The sequence below is a fragment of the Bartonella sp. CM86QHHN genome, from assembly GCF_042194695.1.
GTDB lineage: Bacteria > Pseudomonadota > Alphaproteobacteria > Rhizobiales > Rhizobiaceae > Bartonella.
Genome location: NZ_JBHIND010000060.1, coordinates 130,372 through 149,926, shown reverse-complemented (window position 1 = coordinate 149,926; position 19,555 = coordinate 130,372). Strand labels below are relative to the sequence as shown.

Genomic DNA, 19,555 nt, shown 5'->3' with positions numbered 1-19,555 from the left:
AAGCAAAAAGATGTAAATTTCTTTATACTTTTAAGTCACAATACAAAAACCACCCTCGTTATAAACATATTTTGTTCTGATAAAAATCAAAAACATTGAACGTTATAAAGCAAAATTGTCTTGTTTTGATTATCAGAGCCTTCATTGCTATTATTATCATGGGTTTTGCTTATTATATTTATTAGCGCAGAAGATAAGCTTCTAGTATTGAACGAAAGAACGGTAAAAACCAACAGAAAAATGTTTAAACTAGGCATTTCATACAAAAGCACTAATCCACATTACACTTGTCACCGTAACTTTCTATTTCTTTTCTTTATCACCTTGATGACGCCTTGCTAATGTACGTAAACGTAGGGCATTTAATTTAATAAAACCAGTTGCATCTCTTTGATCATAAGCACCTTGATCATCCTCGAAAGTTACCAATTCACTTGAATAAAGTGATTTTTTGCTTTGGCGCCCTTCAACAATCACATTCCCCTTATAAAGCTTTAACGTGACTTCACCTTCAACATGTTCTTGAGATAAATCAATCGCTGCCTGCAACATCTTACGTTCCGGCGAAAACCAAAATCCATAATAAATGAGTTCTGCATAACGTGGCATCAATTCATCTTTTAAATGAGCTGCGCCACGATCTAACGTTAAAGATTCTATAGCTCTGTGAGCCGTTAAAAGAATGGTCCCCCCTGGTGTTTCATAAATACCCCGCGATTTCATACCTACAAAGCGATTTTCTACCAGATCCAACCGACCAATACCATTATCCCGCCCATAATGATTTAGTTCTGCAAGTAAAGTTGCAGGAGATAAATTTTTTCCATTGATTGAAACAGCATCACCTTTTTTAAAGCCAAGAGTGATTCTGGTTGCTTTATCTGGAGCATCTTCCACCGAAAGAGTACGCATATGGACATATTCAGGAGCAGGAAGTGCTGGATTTTCTAAAATCTTTCCTTCTGATGAAGAATGTAATAAATTTGCATCCACTGAAAAAGGAGCTTCGCCTTGCTTATCTTTTTCTACAGGAATTTGATGCATACGCGCAAATTCAAACAGATCTGTCCGACTCTTAAAATCCCAATCACGCCACGGAGCAATAATCTTTATATTAGGATTAAGTGCATAAGCAGAAAGTTCAAAGCGTACCTGATCATTGCCTTTGCCCGTTGCTCCATGAGCAATGGCATCTGCCCCTGTTTCCTTAGCAATTTCAATAAGACGTTTTGAAATAAGTGGACGTGCAATTGATGTTCCTAAAAGATAAGTCCCTTCATAAACGGTATTGGCTCGAAACATCGGAAAAACAAAATCACGCACAAATTCTTCACGCAAATCTTCAATGTAGATTTCTTTAACACCTAACATTTCAGCTTTACGACGAGCAAGCTCTAATTCTTCCCCCTGCCCCAAATCTGCTGTAAAAGTCACAACTTCAACGCCTAGCGTACTTTGTAACCATTTGAGAATAATTGACGTATCCAATCCCCCCGAATAAGCCAAAACAACTTTTCTAATACTTTTCCACTTTTTCATTCTAAAGCTCTATACGAATTGTTCTTTTTTTCTAAAAAATTAAAACGACACAAGAAATATAAAAATAAATTCTCTTTAAACAACATTAAAAAGACTCAAAAAGCATAAATAAAGACGCCTCAAAGTATAAATAATGAACATTACTTAAAAATAAGAGGAGATTGACGTGTCATTTCTACCGGAGTGGTCTATTGTTGTACAATTTGCTTTAGCATCGTTGATTTTAGCACTTATTCCAGGACCTGATATGATGCTTTCTGTAGGACGAACCATTACACAAAGCAAAAAAGCTGGAATTATGTGCGCCTTGGGAAGTGCAACAGGATTTGCCATTCAGGTTACAGCTGTAGCACTTGGTTTATCAGCGCTTATTTTTGCTGCGCCACACGCTTTTGTTTTTCTGAAAATTGTTGGCGCCTTTTATCTTTTATGGTTTGCCTTTCAAGCATTAAGGAGAAACCCGACACTTTCCTTTGAACCAACATCTTCTAAACCTCAAAGCTCTAAACGTAACTATCTTGCTGGTATTGGAATTAATCTTCTCAATCCTAAAGTCATACTCTTTAACGCAACATTCTTACCACAATTTATCAATGCAAATGATCCTATGGCAACACAAAAGCTGCTCTTTTTAGGACTCTCTTATATTCCTATTTCTTTCCCCATTACAATTTCAGTCGTTTTTACAGCGCATAAACTTACCAAAATCCTTAAACAGAACCCTCTTTATCTTCGCTTTCTCGATTGGCTTATTGCAGGTACTTTTACCAGCTTTGCCCTCCATCTCCTTGTGGTTACAAAACATTGATTTATAAGTGTAATGTATCGCTTTTAATTTAAATAAAAAAACAAATATTATAAGATTTTTTCATTTCAAACCTGTTTGTTTTGGATAAAACAATACCTTTCCTTTGTACATCACAAGAGAAGCTGGAGTTTTCGTATGGATAAAAACTATCTAAGAAAAGAATAAAAACACCTCTTATAAACCATCTCAAGTACTAAAAGCTGTTACAACATTGGGAGCTGAAAAATAGAATGGTGGTACCAATTTACACCTTTATTAAACATAAAGGTGTAGGAGTACAATACATTCACAGAAGCTTTTTGTTATACTCCTCACAAGCATTATCGTGATATGAAGAGTGTACTAAGAGATACTTAAAAAACATATCAATGGATAACTCAATGGTATTTATATTTTAGATCCTCTGTTTTGCTTGTGATGCGTGATCTTATTTAAGAAAATAATAAACAAAAGCATGAGGCATTGCACAATCTCCACTTTTTAAAAGATATTACCGTAGATGCTTTTAAAAGACATAAAACCGAATTAACGAGTATGATAATAAGGTAGAAATTAGTTATAATCCTTAAGACCTCATATTCCCTCTAAATTAGGTTTCCTTCTTATTTCAGAGATTATGTAAACAGACTATAGACAATCTCTTACCCCATTTAGCATATAAACGCTGAAACTGTTCGTTTAGCACTTATCCATCTTAATCTCTGTCTCACATATGCCATCGCATGAAGTTTGGATATTAAATTACAAACAAAAAAGTATAGGCCTCGATATCGCTGAAAATTGCGTTACCTAATGACCAATGGCATTTTCAAGTCGTAAACGTTCAGATTTACGTAAGCGCTCTGAAGCTGATTTAAGCTGTCCACATGCAGCTAAAATATCGCGTCCACGCGGTATCCGAATAGGAGAAGCATAGCCCGCTTGATTAACGACATCAGCAAAACGCTCGATTTGCTCCCAATCAGAACATTGATAATTACTCCCTGGCCACGGATTAAAAGGGATTAAATTAATCTTAGCAGGAATCCCTTTCAATAGCTGAATCAATCGCTTAGCATCATCTAAACTATCATTGATATCTTTCAGCATAACATATTCAAATGTGATTCGCTTTGCATTAGAAAGACCAGGATAATTACGGCAAGCATCCATTAATAAAGAAAGCGGATATTTTTTATTAATGGGAACAAGCATATCCCTTAATGTATCGTGTACTGCGTGGAGTGAAATCGCCAACATAACACCAATTTCTTCTCCAGTTCGGATAATTCCAGGAACAACTCCACTAGTTGAAAGCGTAATTCGACGTTTTGATAAAGAAAGTCCATCGCCATCAGAGGCAATCAATAAAGCTTTTTTAACAGCTTCAAAATTATAAAGAGGTTCTCCCATTCCCATCATAACAATATTGGTAATTTTTCGTCCTTCAATGGGAACAATTGCTCCATCAGGGGTATTCTTATCAGGAAAATCACCCAAACAATCACGTGCAACCAATAATTGTGCCAAAATTTCTTCTGCGGTCAGATTACGAACAAGCGTCTGCGTTCCCGTATGGCAAAAAGAGCAGGTTAACGTACACCCTACTTGCGATGAAAGACATAAAGTACCACGTCCTTCTTCAGGGATATAAACCGTTTCAATTTCAACAGGCCTTCCAGCTCCACGTGCAGGAAAACGTAAGAGCCATTTACGCGTACCATCTTTTGATATTTGTTCTCCAACAATTTCTGGGCGCGCAATGGAGAAATGACACTTAAGTGTTTCTTGCATTGCTTTAGAAATATTCAGCATCTCATCAAAATTTGAAACACCACGCACATAAAGCCAATGCCAAAGCTGACGCACACGCATACGCGTTTGATGCTCTGGTACACCAACTGTCTTTAAAGCTTGCATCATTTCATCTTGCGACAAACCAATTAAAGAGAGCTTAGAACTCTCCTTCACGACCACATTATCTGTTTTTCGTGCAAAACATGAACTAACTGGTCTAAGGTCATAGGAAATGGCCATTGCTTTCCAATTCACATCACTATTTTAGAGTTATCGAAACCTTAATGGCACTTTTGAGCTGCATTTAATGCAGCAGTGACCCCTTTTAAGGAATAAGTATAAGTGGTATGCGTTCCTCGTTTTGATATCGCTTGCACTGTCATATTGCTTCCAGCACGCATAGCAGAAACAAGCTGCTTTTCTAGCTCTGATGACGCCAGCCAAGCTGAGGAATCTTTCGTGAAAAAATCAAAGTCCTTACCTCCAATGGTCACTGTCACTCTCGACCCTTCTTGAAGGGTATAACCAGCCATAAACTGCGGTTCAAACGAAATAGGTGAATGAGAACGCTTGGTAACCAAGAAAAAGTTATCACCATGATTAACTGTCGTTGGAAGAGCCTTCAAAGGTACCGATAACACATAGCAAATCGTATTTTTGGGCGATTTATAAGAATAGGCTCCCCACGCTTCAAATTGATTTAAACGGCTTGGCGTTTGTGCATATGCCACTCCCGCTGTAACAAGAACCATTACAGATGCAGCAATAACAGTCTTTTCAAACATCTTCATTTAGCTCACTTCTTTAGTCTCTAACAAGATTTTCTTCATTGGAAAAATTCAACAAAAACTCCTCGATATTCATGTGTTATTGTCCTAATTCCTTCAATAAGCGAAATATTTTCACACTAATCAAAATAGATTTCTACGTTTCATTGTGACCTTTTAATCGTTACCAAAACATAAACTTCTTATTCAATAACCACATTAAAAAATAATATCTTCATTTTACGCTACTTATTTCGTTTTTGTATAAAAAACGATTTCTTTAAGCTATAGAACTTCAAAACGAGATGAAAATATACCATCACTCTGTTAAGAAATAAACCATACTCTTTATATCACAAGCAATCTGATGCAAAATTTTGAAAATACACCCCGGACTCCCCGCAAAAAAGCTTAATCGCCTTACGAATATCACTTCTCGACTTTATGCATTCAATACATTTATGTTCGCAGAATACTCCATCTTTTACTCATTATAGTGCATTCATATTTCGTATTCAATATCGTCCCGATAACACTTTTTCTCAATCTTCAAAAGACCTTGTAAAAATAATAAAATATTATCAAGATATTAATAATAAAACATAAAGAATTTAGATTCTATCTCAATAATCACATACAATTTTGTTTCTTTTGATCTTATTTCCCTATATACTTCATCTCCAATTATTAATTTCTAAAATGATTTTAGTAGCTTATAATAGCTTAATCGTATTATTTTAATGTATTAGACGATATTTTTCTTTCTGTTATAAAAAACTTCTTAAGAATTCTTTGGGAAAGTCTCCTTATCTTATTTCTAAGTAATTTATAAAAAGAAATATAAAACTTTTTTCTATAGCAGTTCTAACATTACCGTTTTTTAAACAATATTTTAATCAATTAAAGACACTTAAATAAATCTTCCTATGCATAAAAACTCTTTCACCCAACCTAAAGGTATAATTTTCATTCTTACCGTACAAAATTGTTCTTTAGCATGAGCTCTATACAACAGCAGACATCTAAATCATATCTATAAAATAGTTGATCTCTCCACTTGTGAAGAAGAAAGCTGGCACCATAACACTATTTTCCAGCTCCCAATGTTTTGCACAACTCTCGATACTTTAGACGATTCATAGGAAGCATTTTTACCCCTTTCTTGTACAGTTTTTATCCACACGCTAATTCCGTTTACAACGTGCAAGGAAATGGTTTTGATTGATTCAACATAAACAAGTTTGGAATGAGAGAATTTTACAATATTCGGATCTCTCATCCAACATGCGAAATAGTGAATTATATTTAAAATCAATATCTTGCTATACTGAAGATACAATATATCTCTTATTTTTTCTTGAGCATTAAAATATTATCCCTAAACACTCAAACTCAACTTACAAAAAAATTCAATGCACAAATAAACTTTTCTGTTGATTTCTTTCCCGCTTTCAAAGGACGAAGATTCTTAATCCAATCTGGACTGAAAAAGTTTGGATTCTTGTCGAGCGATCTCCTCTTTTCTTCCCACTCATGTGATTCACTTAACTAAAGGCTCTACAGACAAGTCCTGTTTAAAAATATTTACCACGCACTCTAAAAGCACTTAATATATTAAGAAGACTTACAGAATTTATCTCACCATATCTCAAATGATAGTGTTTTTACAGTATAACAGGATAAAAGAATCCACGAACATAATAATTAGATGCTTTAATATACGAGAACAAGAAAGGAAAAGCCCTTCGTTTTTGTTGGTTGCTCTTTAAAAAGAAGGTTCAATTAGAAGTAATTTTCTTAAATCTCATGACATAACCTTTTATTATTAGTCTTAAGATGCAAATTATATTATTTCCTACGCTCTGTAGTGCATACCTCGCAATTTATACGCTCATAATAACTTTTAAGCTGCATTTGATTCTGAAGTTTGAATCAATAAAGCATAAAGCGCATTGGCATTATGCGTACTGCGCAACTTTTGTACAACATCAGTGTGACGCAAAACACGTGCGATCTGTGATAAAGCTTTTAAGTGATCTGCACCAGCATTTTCAGGTGCTAAAAGGAGAAAAACGAGATCTATAGGTTCGTCGTCAAGAGCTTCAAAATCAACAGGACTTTCAAGACGTGCAAATATACCAATGATCCGATTAATATCAGGTAATTTTCCATGAGGAATCGCAATACCTCCACCCAAACCCGTTGAACCAAGCTTCTCGCGTTGTAAAACAACATCAAAAATCACATGCTCACTAAGACCTGTTAGCTTGGAAGCTTTTTCGGCTAAAATTTGCAGAACCTGTTTTTTCGAATTAGCCTTAAGAGCCGGAATGATCGCTTCCGGTGCTATTAACTCACTCAAATTCATACTTTAATTTTCCTCTTACACGCTAAAATGCTCATCAATAAACCTATAAACGCTATAGATACTTAATGTTCTTTCACTTTTCGCAACATCGCATGTGTTTTTACTTTTCAATTTATAATGGGTGATGGCTCAATACATCTCATATCACTTCTAAAACAATAATAAATAGTATTCGGATCATCATTAACGGCATGAGAAACCAAACAAATGAAGTTGTTCATAAAGTTAATTTCCTTACGACTCTAGAAAAGGCCATTATTCATAAACTTATTAAACTTGTCATAAGAGTTGATGTATAATCCGCCATCAGAGTTTTTCTTTCTTTAAACAATGAGCCCTTAAATTAAGATGAAAAGCATACTGAGCAAAATGGACCTTTACTTTGAAAATTACTGTATAGCTTGAACATCGACTTATAACAAGAATATAAAGATTTTTAGAAATTTAATGATTATTTTAAAAGATTTATAGATTTAGCCTGATATCTGTAGCCAAGCTCCTATTTTCAAATAGGCGATATAAACCAATAAAATACGACAACTCCTATTGAATAACCGCAATATATAAACCGGTGCTCCCATCAAAATACCTAAAACAGCATCATCGATATATTTTTTGATTCGACAGAGAAAAATATGATAAATATCTCTTACCTTTCAATAACACACGCATTTATTGAGAGCTTCGTTTATCACTCATTATCACGTTAATCTAGTGATATCTTTTCTATGATACAATTATGAGTAAGCTAAACTTATAAAACAACAAACTAACCTCTAATGATGAAGCCTTTTTCACCACTCAATAACAACATTAAGGTTATAGTCATAAAAGAAGTTTTGGCATAAATAAGGAAATTTTCAGTAATAATGTTTGGTTAAACTTAAATGGAAACTCGTGAAAGCTGTAAAATCAAAGAGAAAACTGATTTCCCAAATAAATTCTGCGTACATCAACGTTGTTGATAATATCGTTAGGACAACCGTGAACTAACACCCGCCCTGTATGAATAATATAAGCGCGATCGACAAGCCCTAATGTCTCACGCACATTATGATCCGTTATTAAAACACCAATGCCACGCCTCGTTAAATGACGAATAAGTTGTTGAATATCGAAAATAGCGATAGGATCAATTCCTGCAAATGGTTCATCAAGTAACATAAAATGGGGACGAGAAGCTAAAGCGCGCGCAATTTCAAGTCGCCGACGTTCACCTCCAGATAACGAAAGTGCAGACATTTTACGTAAATGATCAATTTTAAATTCATGTAAAAGGCTATCTAACTCTTCACGTTGTTTAAGGCGATCTTTTTCAACGACCTCTAAAACAGCTTTAATGTTATTTTCTACTGAAAGACCACGAAAAATAGACGCTTCCTGTGGAAGATATCCAATACCTAAACGCGCACGTCGATACATCGGAAGATGCGTAATATCAAATCCATCAATTTTAATGGATCCTCCATCAGATTTTATAAGCCCTGTCACCATATAAAAACAAGTTGTTTTACCTGCCCCATTGGGCCCTAAAATGCCAACGGCTTCTCCCGTACGAATGCCAAAAGAAACACCATTAACAGTTCGTCTTCCTCGATAAACTTTAATCAAATTACTGGCAATCAAGGTCCCTTTTAAGGGATTTTTTGAAGCTTCACTTTCAAGATTATACCTATCGGTCTGTTTTTTTCTTTTGATTCCAAACATGAAATCTTAATGGCCATTCTTTTGATTTTGTTTTAAAATAATAGAAACACGACCTTTTTTCTTAGGCGTCTCACAACCTTCTAAAAAAGCCTTTCCGCTTTCCATATTTGCCGTTAGTTTGCACCCCGTTGCCACATTGTCACCATCAGTTAACACAACATGATTCCCTGTCAAACTCATCATTTTTGACTTTCCATCAAAAACGCCTTTATCACCCGTAGCAACTTGCGTAGCAATTTTTATATAAACTTTTCCTAAAGCTTCCATTTTTTGTATACTCGACGAACCAAATAAAGAAACAGATGATGCCTTTGTATCTTCCTTGTTTTTATCAATTTCTTTATATGCTTTATCGTAGTAAACAACTAATTCTGCCGTTTTTAAAAGACGTTTACCTTGTACCACTGAAACATCACCCTTAAAAAGCGCTATCCCTTCTTTATCACGTATTTCCAAAGAATCTGCATGAAGTTCTACCGGTTCTTTATCGCTTGATAGACTTATTCCAAAATGAGCCACTTCAGCATATCCTAAAACTGCTCCTTCTCCTAACATTCCCATGCTAAAAGCTAACATCACACCTATCCATCTTTTGTACGATTTCATTATTTCAATTCTTCTGTTTGTATATACACATACTTCTCTTTATAAATATCCTTTAAAGATTTGTATTGATATTGCGTTATTGCTTTTGAAGCACTAAATGCACACCACCATGGAAATATATGTTTTTTCCTTTTTCTCGAATTTGTAAGGCGTTTGCGGCAAGATTCAAACCGGCTTGCTGAATATTAACACGTTGATCTGTTTTTAACTGTCCCTCGGATAAGTTAATACTAGCTGACATAAATTGTACCATCATCCCATCATTCGTCGTAATCGTGAATGGCTTATCCAACTGTAAAAAACCATTAATGTTATCGTAAACCCCCCCTTGTGCGACGAGAAAAACCTGTCTTTGTTGGCCCATAAATGCTCTAGCTGTAATGTTTTGCAACCCAATCATTCCAGCGTGGGTATGATCTTGAAATGCCTTTTCTGCTTTAAGCCAATAAGGTTCATGAGCACGCGTATACCCTTCTAATTTTGGATTGAGCATCGTCAAATTCATCACGCCACTTTCTCCATTATTCAAAGGCATAGAATCAGAAGTAACGGGAACCAAGAAAAACGTAAACCAGCAAAAAACCAGCGCTGAAATCAACGCTAAGAGAGGTAAAAAAATTTTTAATATGCTAATGCGACGCGAATGACGGGATGCTTTTTTTAAAACATCTCCAAAAGATGATTGCGTTGAAAAGGCTTTATAATGATTGTGTACGGACATACTCTCCTGATCTCTTAAATCCTCCGCATTTTTAATCTGTATACCCTTTATAGAAGGTATTTTCAAATTTTGTTTCTTGCAATTTGTTTTTTCTTGATTTTATTTTGCTTTTATCCGTTTATATATTGTAATATGCATGGAGTGCACAATTACAAAATTTTTTTGTGTGAAAGTGAGGCTATTGTGGTAAAATCAGAGCTTGTACAAATTATCGCTCGTCATAACCCGCATCTTTTTCAACGGGATGTGGAGAATATTGTAAACGCTATTTTTGAGGAAATTGCAACAGCACTTGCAAATGGCAATCGCGTTGAACTTCGTGGATTTGGAGCTTTTTCTGTAAAAAGCCGTTCAGCCCGTAATGGACGTAACCCACGAACAGGTGAAGCCGTTTCTGTTGAAGAAAAGTGGATTCCTTTTTTTAAAACTGGCAAGGATTTACGCGACCGTCTTAATCAGTGAGAAACTTATGATAATTAAACGTATTCTTCTAACAAGTATCGGTGTGATTCTCGCAGCGGTTTTGATTGTTTTTATCGTGGCTAATCGTCAAATGGTTCCGTTAACCCTTGATCCTTTTCGAGCAAATCCTGAAAGTTTTACTTATCATGCTCCCCTCTTTATATGGCTCTTTATTTTCTTTGGTTTTGGTATTTTATTAGGAAATCTGATCAGTTGGTTTTCCTATCACAAATACAAAAAAGCTCTCAAAAAAAGTAAAGCCGAGATTGAAAAATTGAAAACATCTATCACAAATTTGGTGTAATGGTATTTAAATGAAATCTTTTCTCTCTGTATTCTATATTCAGTACAGAGTTAAAAGTGCTCTTTTTCTTTTTTTTTATACATTGTTTTAATTGACTTTAGCTTTTTTGCACTTTTACGAAACATTTAAGAGCTTTATAATATATTTTTATACCTCATATACCGTGATACAAAACATGCCTGCACAATGCTTTCAATTCTCCCATAACAATAGATATCCGCAGGAAAAGCTGCCCCTTATTTTAGAAACGGGTATAAGCGAAAACTATGCTCTCATTGATTCTGGTCATGGACAAAAATTAGAACGTTATGGAGCTTACCGCATTATTCGACCAGAAGGTCAAGCACTATGGAAACCCGCTTTACCACAAAAACAATGGGCTGATGTTGATGCTATTTTCACAGGAAACCTTGATGAAGAAGGGGTTGGGCGTTGGCATTTTCCTAAAAAGCCACTTGATGAAACATGGGTTCTTGCTTGGAATGGATTGTCTTTTCTAGGCCGTTTTACTTCCTTTCGTCATGTGGGGGTTTTTCCTGAACAAGATGCCCATTGGCGCTCTATGGAAGAACAAATTGTTAAAGCCGAACGCCCTATAAAATTGTTGAATCTTTTTGGCTATACAGGTATTGCCTCTTTGATTGGAGCACGAGCGGGTGCGAATGTTACCCATGTTGATGCTTCTAAAAAAGCCATTGCGTGGGCAAAAGCTAATCAAGAAAGAGCAGGATTACCAGATCATTCTATTCGCTGGATTTGCGATGATGCTATGAAATTTGTCGAGCGTGAACTGCGTCGTAAAAAAAGCTATGATATGATTCTTCTTGATCCCCCTGCTTATGGGCGTGGACCCCATGGTGAAATTTGGCAACTGTTTGATCATTTACCCGCCATGATCACAAATTGTCGTAAACTTCTCTCTGATAAACCGCTCTCTGTTGTCCTTACAGCTTATTCTATTCGTGCTTCCTTCTTTGCACTTCATGCTTTAATGCGTGATGCATTTGTAAATCTTGGTGGTACGGTCGAATCAGGAGAACTCATTTTGCGTGAAGAAGTTGCAGGACGTGCTCTTTCTACTTCTCTTTTTAGCCGTTGGATTGCTTGAATATGTGTAGACCCAAAACTGGTAGAGTGAAAGAAATTACCTCTCTTAGCAACCCCATCATAAAAAATCTTAAAGCACTTAGCCAAAAGAAAAACCGTAATAGAGAAGGTCTTTTCATGGCAGAAGGATTGAAATTGGTCATCGATGCTCTCAATCTTGGCTGGACAATACAGACGCTTATTTTTTCTAAAAGTGAAATCGGTAATGCTACTATCGAAAATACTGCCGCACGTGCTGTAGCCAACGGTGGTTTTGTTATTAAAGCCTCACAAAAGGTTATGGAATCACTTACCCGACGCGATAATCCACAAACAGTTATTGGTATTTTCAAGCAAAAATGGCACTCTTTTGAAATGATAAAAGGGCAGATTAAAGATGTTTACATCGCGCTTGATCGTGTACGTGATCCTGGAAACCTTGGTACCATTATTCGAACCGCTGATGCTGTAGGTGCTAAAGGTGTTATTTTAATTGGCGAGACAACAGACCCTTTCTCGCCTGAAACAGTCCGCGCAACCATGGGATCTATTTTCTCTGTACCACTTTATCGTTTTGATGAAAACGGCTTTTTAAACTGGTCTTCTCACTTTAAAGGTATGATTGTTGGAACACACCTCAAAGGTTCTCTGGATTATCGCACACTTGACTTCAAAAATGGCCCTATTATCCTTTTAATGGGGAATGAAAAACAGGGATTATCAGATCTTCTTACGAATCGGTGTGATAAACTTACGCGTATTCCACAAAGCGGACGAGCAGACTCGCTTAATCTAGCTGTAGCAACAGCTGTTATGCTTTATGAAATCCGTCGCCCCTATTTAATACTTGAACCATGTGAGGAAAAACATGATTCGTAAATCACTCCCTTTTCTTCTCTTGGGCTTGGCTTTTACAGTAGTACTTGATCAAGCTGTCAAATACTGGGTTATGCACAATATGCCTTTAGGAACAGAAATTTCGCTTATTCCTTTTCTTTCCCTTTATCATGTGCGCAATTCTGGCATTGCATTTTCGTTTTTTTCTTCCTTTTCTCAGTGGGGAATCATCGCCATCACGATCATTGTGATTATCTTTCTTCTATGGTTATGGAAAAATACTGAATATAATAAGTCTTTAATGCGCTTTGGCCTTATTCTTATTATTGGGGGAGCCATCGGCAATCTCATTGATCGTATTCGCTTTCATCATGTCACTGATTATATACTTTTTCATATTGATGATATTTTTTATTTTGCTATTTTCAACCTTGCAGATAGTTTTATCACTCTCGGTGTTATTGCCATCCTTATTGAAGAATTGCGTACTTGGATGAAAGCAAGGCGTCATTCCAATAGTACATCTTCTCACTGATATGTTCAGTGCCTTAGAAAACAGAGATTATTGACCATCACAAGTCTGATTACGCATTGATTTCTCTTAATCAATTCTTGTTGCTCGTCATTTCACGTGTTTCTCTTCATGGGACTATAAGATCTTACTTTCTTTTCAACTTTACATTTCTACACTTAGTTAGTGCAAAAGAAATGAACTCAAATAGAATCAATATTTTTTATCCATGTGTCCTACATCACAATTTTTGAGGAGACATTTCACAGCATTCGAAGTTCTGTTTATTTGATTAGAACAATTGCTTTTCGTATGTTTTTTAGTTTTTACAGATATCGATTTTACAGAGCCTTTCTTAAGTGCTTCGTTTAAAAACTCTCCTTTTTTATTTTATATATTGTTTAATAAAAAACATTTTTTCAACTATTTTCAATGGTGTCTTGTTAAAGCAACATATTGATTATAAATATAAATTACCGTTTTTCATATTGAATAAAAGCCCTTACTATTCTAAATCTCTTTTATTTGGAATCTGTTCATGTTGAATCCATTAAAACCATGTCTCTTGCAAGACACAAGCAAGTCAATAATCTTGATTGATTTAATATGAACAGATTTTCAACCAGAGAATCTTGCGATATTCGGAGTATCATTTAGCATTCAAAAAGACAATTTATCATTATACATCAATATATTATAAAAAATCCAATTCAATAGCTCTTATAACCGTGCAAAACAGATGCAATATTGGAGGTTGAAATAGTGTGATGATACTTGCCGCTCTTCTCATAAACGCAAAAATAGTGAATATTTTATAAGGGATTGTATTACATAGTTTCTGTGAAAATAGAAAAGTTTTTAAGTATAGTCTTTTTATCTTGCAAAAATATGGCAAAAAATGGAAATATTTTTTATTAAAATGAACTATTTCCTTACCAATTTGTAAGGTTCCTTCTTCATATAAATCTCTTGTAATTTTTAAATAAATCTCCATAATAAGAGCATATATGCTGGAATTCTGTCAGTGATTCTTAAGGGTTTTTGTATTTGCCCAATTAAGGCTTATACCAAGCTTATCTGTGTAATGACAGAGACACCTTTAAAGCCCTATACCTGACAGAACATATGCTAAAGGATTTTATATTATGGCTAATTTTAAAGATTTACGTTCGGCACCTGCTTCTCATGCCGATGCATCAATTGATCAGGGATTACGCGACTATATGTTGGGTGTCTACAATGCAATGGCCATTGGTTTGCTTATTACAGCTGCTGCCGCTTATGCAATTGTATCATTAGCAACGACAACAGATATGAGCCAAGCAGCAGCTCAAATCAATAGCAGTGTTTATCTAACACCATTTGGAGTAACATTTTATACATCGCCATTCTCTTATATTGTTATGTTTGCACCACTCATAGCAGTCTTATTTCTCAGTTTTAAAATTAATACATTGAGCACAAATGCTGCTCGTAGTCTCTTTTTTGGTTATGCTGCTCTGGTTGGTCTTTCACTGTCTTCAATCGTTTTGCGCTATACGACAGAAAGTGTTGTGCAAACCTTTGTCATTTCCGCCGCAACTTTTGGAGCTCTTTCACTTTATGGATACACAACAAAGCGTGATCTCACAGCAATCGGTTCATTCTTATTCATTGGATTGATCGGCTTGTTGCTTTCCATGATTGTGAACATTTTTCTTGGATCAAGCGCTTTGCAGTTTGCTATCTCTGTGATTGGTGTTTTTATCTTTGCTGGTTTAACAGCCTACGATACCCAGAGCATTAAGTTGATGTATTATGAAGGAGATGAAAGCGATACCAGAGGACGTAAAGTTATTATGGGCGCGCTGAATCTTTATCTTGATTTCATCAATATGTTTGTCTTCTTGCTACAGTTTCTTGGCTCAAACCGTGATTGATTGCAAAAATCATTACTTAATTAAAGAACCTTGTTTCTTTTAGAAACAAGGTTCTTTTGTTTTTAGTGTAAATCTTTACCCTCTGCTTCTTAGAAACTATTCTTTTCGCAAAATGACAAAAATCCCTTATAAGCAAAAATTCCCTTGGTTTACCGGTTTTATCCAACAAAAACTCCATAGCTCCTTTTTAAATACAATTCACAGCCGCTCTCATCATCAATCAAACATCGTCAATCAAAATAGTAATTATGATCTGACCGTTGCTTCCTATAATGTGCATAAATGTGTAGGTGTTGATAAAGTTTTTAATCCTACAAGAATTGTCCGTGTTATTACTGAATTACAAGTTGATATCCTTGCTCTTCAAGAAGCAGATAAACGTTTTGGGGAACGCATCGGTTTGATTAATCTTCAGCTATTAAAAGCTGAAACCGGTTTGATTCCTGTACCTCTTAATACTATGTCACCTCATGGCCATGGTTGGCATGGGAATGCTCTTTTTTTGCGAAAGGGATATGTACGTGATACTTTACAAGTCACTCTTCCTAGTATTGAACCACGTGGGGCTGTAATTGTAGAGTTGGAAATGGCAGCAGGCCCTATTCGTATTATTGCGGCTCATTTTGGCTTATTACGTTACTCTCGTAAACAACAAACAAAAATGCTCCTTGAAATTTTCCAAAAACGCCCCCTTATGCCTACACTCCTCATAGGAGATTTTAATGAATGGCGAATGGGAAAAGGCTCATCTTTAAATCATTTTTCTCCCTATTTTGATAGCACTTTTGAAGTTGTACCAAGCTTTCCCTCTCGTTTTCCTTTGTTAGCCCTTGATAGAGTTTTTTCTTTTCCCCACCAATTGGTAACAAGTATTGAAAATCATTATTCACCACTTGCACGCATTGCTTCAGATCATTTGCCTATCAAAGCCTATCTTAATCTTTCCAACGCAATCAATATTCTTAAAAATAAATAAAAAAATTAATGTGCCTCATCCCAATTTTGAGCCGTCATAACTTTTACTTCAAGCGGGACAGATAAAGATAGAACCGGTATTGTAGCATTTTCCATAACATTTTTAACAACAGTCATGGTTTTTTTACTTTCTTCTTCTGGTACTTCAAAAATCAGTTCATCATGAACTTGCAGCAACATTTTTGCTGATAGTTTTTCTGCTTTTAAAGCATCTTCCATATGTATCATAGCGCGGCGAATAATATCGGCCGCAGAACCTTGAATTGGAGCATTGATAGCTGCCCGCTCATTAAGAGAACGAATTTTTACATTCTTTGCTTTTATTTCTGGATAATGGATACGACGTCCAAAAATTGTTTCTACATAACCATTTTCACGTGCAAAGATTTTGGTCTTCTCCATATAATCTTTAATTCCTGGAAATCTTTCAAAATACAGTTGAATATAACGACCCGCTTCTTGGCGTGAAATTCCCAATTGATTGGCTAATCCAAAAGCTGAAATACCATAAATAATACCAAAATTAATCGCTTTTGCACGCCGTCGTATATCTGAATGCATTCCTTCTATCGCAACACCAAACATTTGTGATGCCGTTATAGCGTGAATATCATGCCCTTTAGCAAAAGCTTCTTTTAATGCTTTTATATCCGCAATATGTGCAAGAATGCGCAACTCAATCTGACTATAATCAGCAGAAAGTAACACATGTCCTTTGGGAGCAATAAAAGCTGTTCGAATTTTACGTCCTTCAGCAGTTCGCACTGGAATATTTTGCAAATTTGGCTCTGATGATGATAACCGACCTGTTGATGTTATTGCCAAAGAATAATTCGTGTGAACTCGCCCTGTTTTTGAAAAAATATAAGAAGGCAAGGCATCTGTATAGGTAGATTTTAGCTTTGAAAGTTGACGCCACTCAATAATTTTACGCGGTAAAATATGACCTTCAGCAGCCAACTCTTCTAAGGTCTGTGCAGAAGTTGACCATTGTCCGCCCTTGGTTTTAGCACCTCCAGGTAATCCCATTTTGCCAAAAAGGATATCCCCTAATTGCTTTGGCGAAGCAAGATTAAACTTTTCATCAGCTTGTTTGTAAATTTCCTCTTCTAGAATCAAAGCAGCTTGTGCCAACTCTCCTGAAAGACGCAATAAAATCTGCCGATCAATAAGAATCCCCCGTTCTTCCATTCTTGCAAGAACTTCTACAAGAGGTCTATCAAGACGCTCATAAATTTTTGTCATTCCACGAGCAACAAGTTGCGGTTTCAATACTTGCCAAAGACGTAGCTTTATATCAGCATCTTCCGCCGCATAAAGGGTTGCTTGTTTTAAATCTACTTGTGCAAAAGAAGTAATTTTTTTCCCGTTATGCGTTAAATCTTTATAGGCAATTGGTTTATGCTCAAGCCAACGTTCAGACAAATCATCCATATTATGGGTTAACATTCCAGCATCAAAAGCATATGATAAAAGCATGGTGTCGTCAAAAGAGCTTATCATAATGTCGTATTGCTTCATCACCAACCAATCATATTTTATATTATGACCAATTTTTAACACCGCTGAATCTTCTAATATCGGTTTTAAAAGTGCTAAAGCTTTTTGAGCCCCAATCTGTGAAGCAATGCGCCCGCCCCTCAAAAGGTCCTCTTCTCCTTCATCAAAATGTTCAAGAGGTATATAAGCTGCTTTTTCCGGCTGTAATGCGAGTGAAAAACCAACAAGCTTTGCTTGCATCGGATCAAGAGATGTTGTTTTAGTATCAAAAGCGAAAAAACCCTGCTCTTGTGCTTGTGATAACCAGTCTTTTAAAATTTCCTCATCAAGAATTGTTGTATAAGCATCTCTTGTAATTTTTTGAGTCAGCGCTTGATCTTTACGTTCTTGTGCAAAAACTTGTGGAGAATTTTCAGAAAAATTATGAAGGGATGCGCGCTCAGTATTCTTGATATCAGAATCATGCCTGATATCAGAATCATTCCTGGGGCTTAGTTTTTCCCATTCAACATTTATATCAAGTGCGTCAATAACAGCTGCATCGCATGTTGTTGCCTCTGCCACGCGACGCGTTAATGTTGAAAACTCCATAGCTTTCAAAAAAGCAATTAAACGTGGACCATCTTGTGGCTCCAAAATAAAATCATCTAAATCATTATCTATAGGAACATCTGTTTTAAGCCTGACAAGTTCACGAGATATTTTAACTTGTTCTCTATAAGCTTGAATGCTTTCACGTCGTTTTGTTTGTTTAATTTCTGTTACGTTTTGCAATAAAAGATCAAGAGAACCAAATTCATTTAACAACTGAGCTGCAGTTTTTGGACCAATGCCTGGAATACCCGGTACATTATCCGTTGAATCTCCAATTAATGCTTGTAAATCAATCATTTTTTCAGGCGCAACACCCCATTTTTCTATAACTTCTAAGATACCTATATGCTTATCTTTCATTCCATCATACAAAGATACATGCGTATTTACGAGTTGCATAAGATCCTTATCGGAAGAAATAATGGTTGTTTTTGCCCCAACCTTTGTTGCCAACTTTGCATAGGTAGCAATTAAATCATCCGCTTCAAAGCCTTCCTTTTCAATACAAGGCAAATTAAAAGCCTTCGTTGCTTGGCGTATTAGCGCGAATTGAGGAATTAGATCTTCAGGAGGTTCAACGCGATTCGCTTTATATTCAGGATAAATTTGTTTCCGAAAAGTATCAGATGAATAATCAAAAATAACAGCAAAATGTGTTGGAACAACACCCGTAGCTGTATTACGAGCATCACAAAGTAATTTCCATAACATATTGCAAAAACCAGCTACTGCTCCTACAGGAAGTCCATCCTTTTTACGTTTTAAAGGCGGCAAAGCATAATAAGCACGAAAAATATAGCCTGATCCGTCAACCAAAAAAAGATGATCTGTTGCTTTCATGACAATTTTTTCTCCATTTCAGCTAAAAAAACAAATTACCCTTATATATTTTTTCACTTTGCCTCTAAAAAGCCATTTTTTCTCTTCATAAGACGTGAAGTCGTTGCACTTTATATTAAGTACCTAGAGCTTTTCTTTGCTGTTACAGGATTAATAGCTTTCATTTTGCTCCTCCTATGATAGCTGAGGTACGATGTAGCGACAGGGTCGTTGTGGTGTTCCCCTCCCCACAACG

16 protein-coding genes are annotated in these 19,555 nt (G+C 35.9%); 8 read left to right on the top strand and 8 right to left on the bottom strand.

Features of this window, described 5'->3' with window-relative positions:
* Positions 1 to 303: 303 nt before the first annotated feature.
* Positions 304 to 1,539, bottom strand: a complete 1,236-nt coding sequence (locus ACFIKX_RS06560; RefSeq protein ID WP_375628518.1) for an argininosuccinate synthase — start codon at positions 1,537 to 1,539, stop codon at positions 304 to 306.
* 166 nt (positions 1,540 to 1,705) lie between these two features.
* On the opposite strand from ACFIKX_RS06560, the gene ACFIKX_RS06555 reads away from it, so the two are divergent.
* Positions 1,706 to 2,347: a LysE family translocator gene (locus ACFIKX_RS06555; protein ID WP_375606111.1), complete on the top strand. Its 642-nt coding sequence runs from the start codon at positions 1,706 to 1,708 to the stop codon at positions 2,345 to 2,347.
* A gap of 789 nt (positions 2,348 to 3,136) precedes the next feature.
* On the opposite strand, the gene rlmN is transcribed toward ACFIKX_RS06555, so the two are convergent.
* The 6 genes from rlmN to lptC all read right to left on the bottom strand — a co-directional run bounded on the left by rlmN (position 3,137) and on the right by lptC (position 10,292).
* Positions 3,137 to 4,363 (bottom strand): 23S rRNA (adenine(2503)-C(2))-methyltransferase RlmN, encoded by a 1,227-nt coding sequence (gene rlmN, locus ACFIKX_RS06550; protein WP_375628519.1) that lies wholly within the window; start codon positions 4,361 to 4,363, stop codon positions 3,137 to 3,139.
* Between the two features lie 41 nt (positions 4,364 to 4,404).
* Entirely contained in the window at positions 4,405 to 4,908 is a 504-nt protein-coding gene (locus ACFIKX_RS06545; protein WP_375611465.1) for an invasion associated locus B family protein, read from the bottom strand.
* Positions 4,909 to 6,793: 1,885 nt separating this feature from the next.
* The gene (gene ptsN, locus ACFIKX_RS06540) at positions 6,794 to 7,258 is read right to left on the bottom strand and encodes a PTS IIA-like nitrogen regulatory protein PtsN (RefSeq protein ID WP_375611353.1); all 465 of its coding nucleotides are present in this window, start codon (positions 7,256 to 7,258) and stop codon (positions 6,794 to 6,796) included.
* A 912-nt stretch (positions 7,259 to 8,170) separates the two neighbouring features.
* Complete coding sequence (gene lptB / locus ACFIKX_RS06535; RefSeq protein WP_012754448.1) at positions 8,171 to 8,965, bottom strand: LPS export ABC transporter ATP-binding protein; 795 nt, start codon at positions 8,963 to 8,965, stop codon at positions 8,171 to 8,173.
* A 6-nt stretch (positions 8,966 to 8,971) separates the two neighbouring features.
* Positions 8,972 to 9,571, bottom strand: coding sequence for an LptA/OstA family protein (locus ACFIKX_RS06530; protein WP_375611352.1), 600 nt, complete (start codon positions 9,569 to 9,571; stop codon positions 8,972 to 8,974).
* A 76-nt stretch (positions 9,572 to 9,647) separates the two neighbouring features.
* The gene (gene lptC / locus ACFIKX_RS06525; RefSeq protein WP_375611351.1) at positions 9,648 to 10,292 is read right to left on the bottom strand and encodes an LPS export ABC transporter periplasmic protein LptC; all 645 of its coding nucleotides are present in this window, start codon (positions 10,290 to 10,292) and stop codon (positions 9,648 to 9,650) included.
* A gap of 183 nt (positions 10,293 to 10,475) precedes the next feature.
* On the opposite strand from lptC, the gene ihfB reads away from it, so the two are divergent.
* The 7 genes from ihfB to ACFIKX_RS06490 all read left to right on the top strand — a co-directional run bounded on the left by ihfB (position 10,476) and on the right by ACFIKX_RS06490 (position 16,387).
* Positions 10,476 to 10,754, top strand: a complete 279-nt coding sequence (ihfB, locus tag ACFIKX_RS06520) for an integration host factor subunit beta (protein WP_273790186.1) — start codon at positions 10,476 to 10,478, stop codon at positions 10,752 to 10,754.
* 7 nt (positions 10,755 to 10,761) lie between these two features.
* Positions 10,762 to 11,058, top strand: a complete 297-nt coding sequence (locus ACFIKX_RS06515; protein ID WP_273790185.1) for a lipopolysaccharide assembly protein LapA domain-containing protein — start codon at positions 10,762 to 10,764, stop codon at positions 11,056 to 11,058.
* 175 nt (positions 11,059 to 11,233) lie between these two features.
* Positions 11,234 to 12,166: a class I SAM-dependent methyltransferase gene (locus tag ACFIKX_RS06510; RefSeq protein ID WP_375611350.1), complete on the top strand. Its 933-nt coding sequence runs from the start codon at positions 11,234 to 11,236 to the stop codon at positions 12,164 to 12,166.
* 2 nt (positions 12,167 to 12,168) lie between these two features.
* Positions 12,169 to 13,023, top strand: coding sequence for a TrmH family RNA methyltransferase (locus ACFIKX_RS06505; protein ID WP_375611349.1), 855 nt, complete (start codon positions 12,169 to 12,171; stop codon positions 13,021 to 13,023).
* On the top strand, positions 13,013 to 13,516 hold the full coding sequence (gene lspA / locus ACFIKX_RS06500; RefSeq protein ID WP_375611348.1) for a signal peptidase II: 504 nt from the start codon (positions 13,013 to 13,015) through the stop codon (positions 13,514 to 13,516). The genes ACFIKX_RS06505 and lspA overlap by 11 nt, the downstream gene beginning before the upstream one ends.
* A 1,121-nt stretch (positions 13,517 to 14,637) precedes the next feature.
* The gene (locus ACFIKX_RS06495; protein ID WP_375611347.1) at positions 14,638 to 15,411 is read left to right on the top strand and encodes a Bax inhibitor-1/YccA family protein; all 774 of its coding nucleotides are present in this window, start codon (positions 14,638 to 14,640) and stop codon (positions 15,409 to 15,411) included.
* Between the two features lie 112 nt (positions 15,412 to 15,523).
* Positions 15,524 to 16,387, top strand: coding sequence for an endonuclease/exonuclease/phosphatase family protein (locus ACFIKX_RS06490; RefSeq protein WP_375612773.1), 864 nt, complete (start codon positions 15,524 to 15,526; stop codon positions 16,385 to 16,387).
* Between the two features lie 5 nt (positions 16,388 to 16,392).
* Here the strand turns inward: ACFIKX_RS06490 and polA are convergent, their stop codons facing one another.
* Positions 16,393 to 19,320, bottom strand: coding sequence for a DNA polymerase I (gene polA / locus ACFIKX_RS06485; protein WP_375628523.1), 2,928 nt, complete (start codon positions 19,318 to 19,320; stop codon positions 16,393 to 16,395).
* Positions 19,321 to 19,555: the final 235 nt, after the last annotated feature.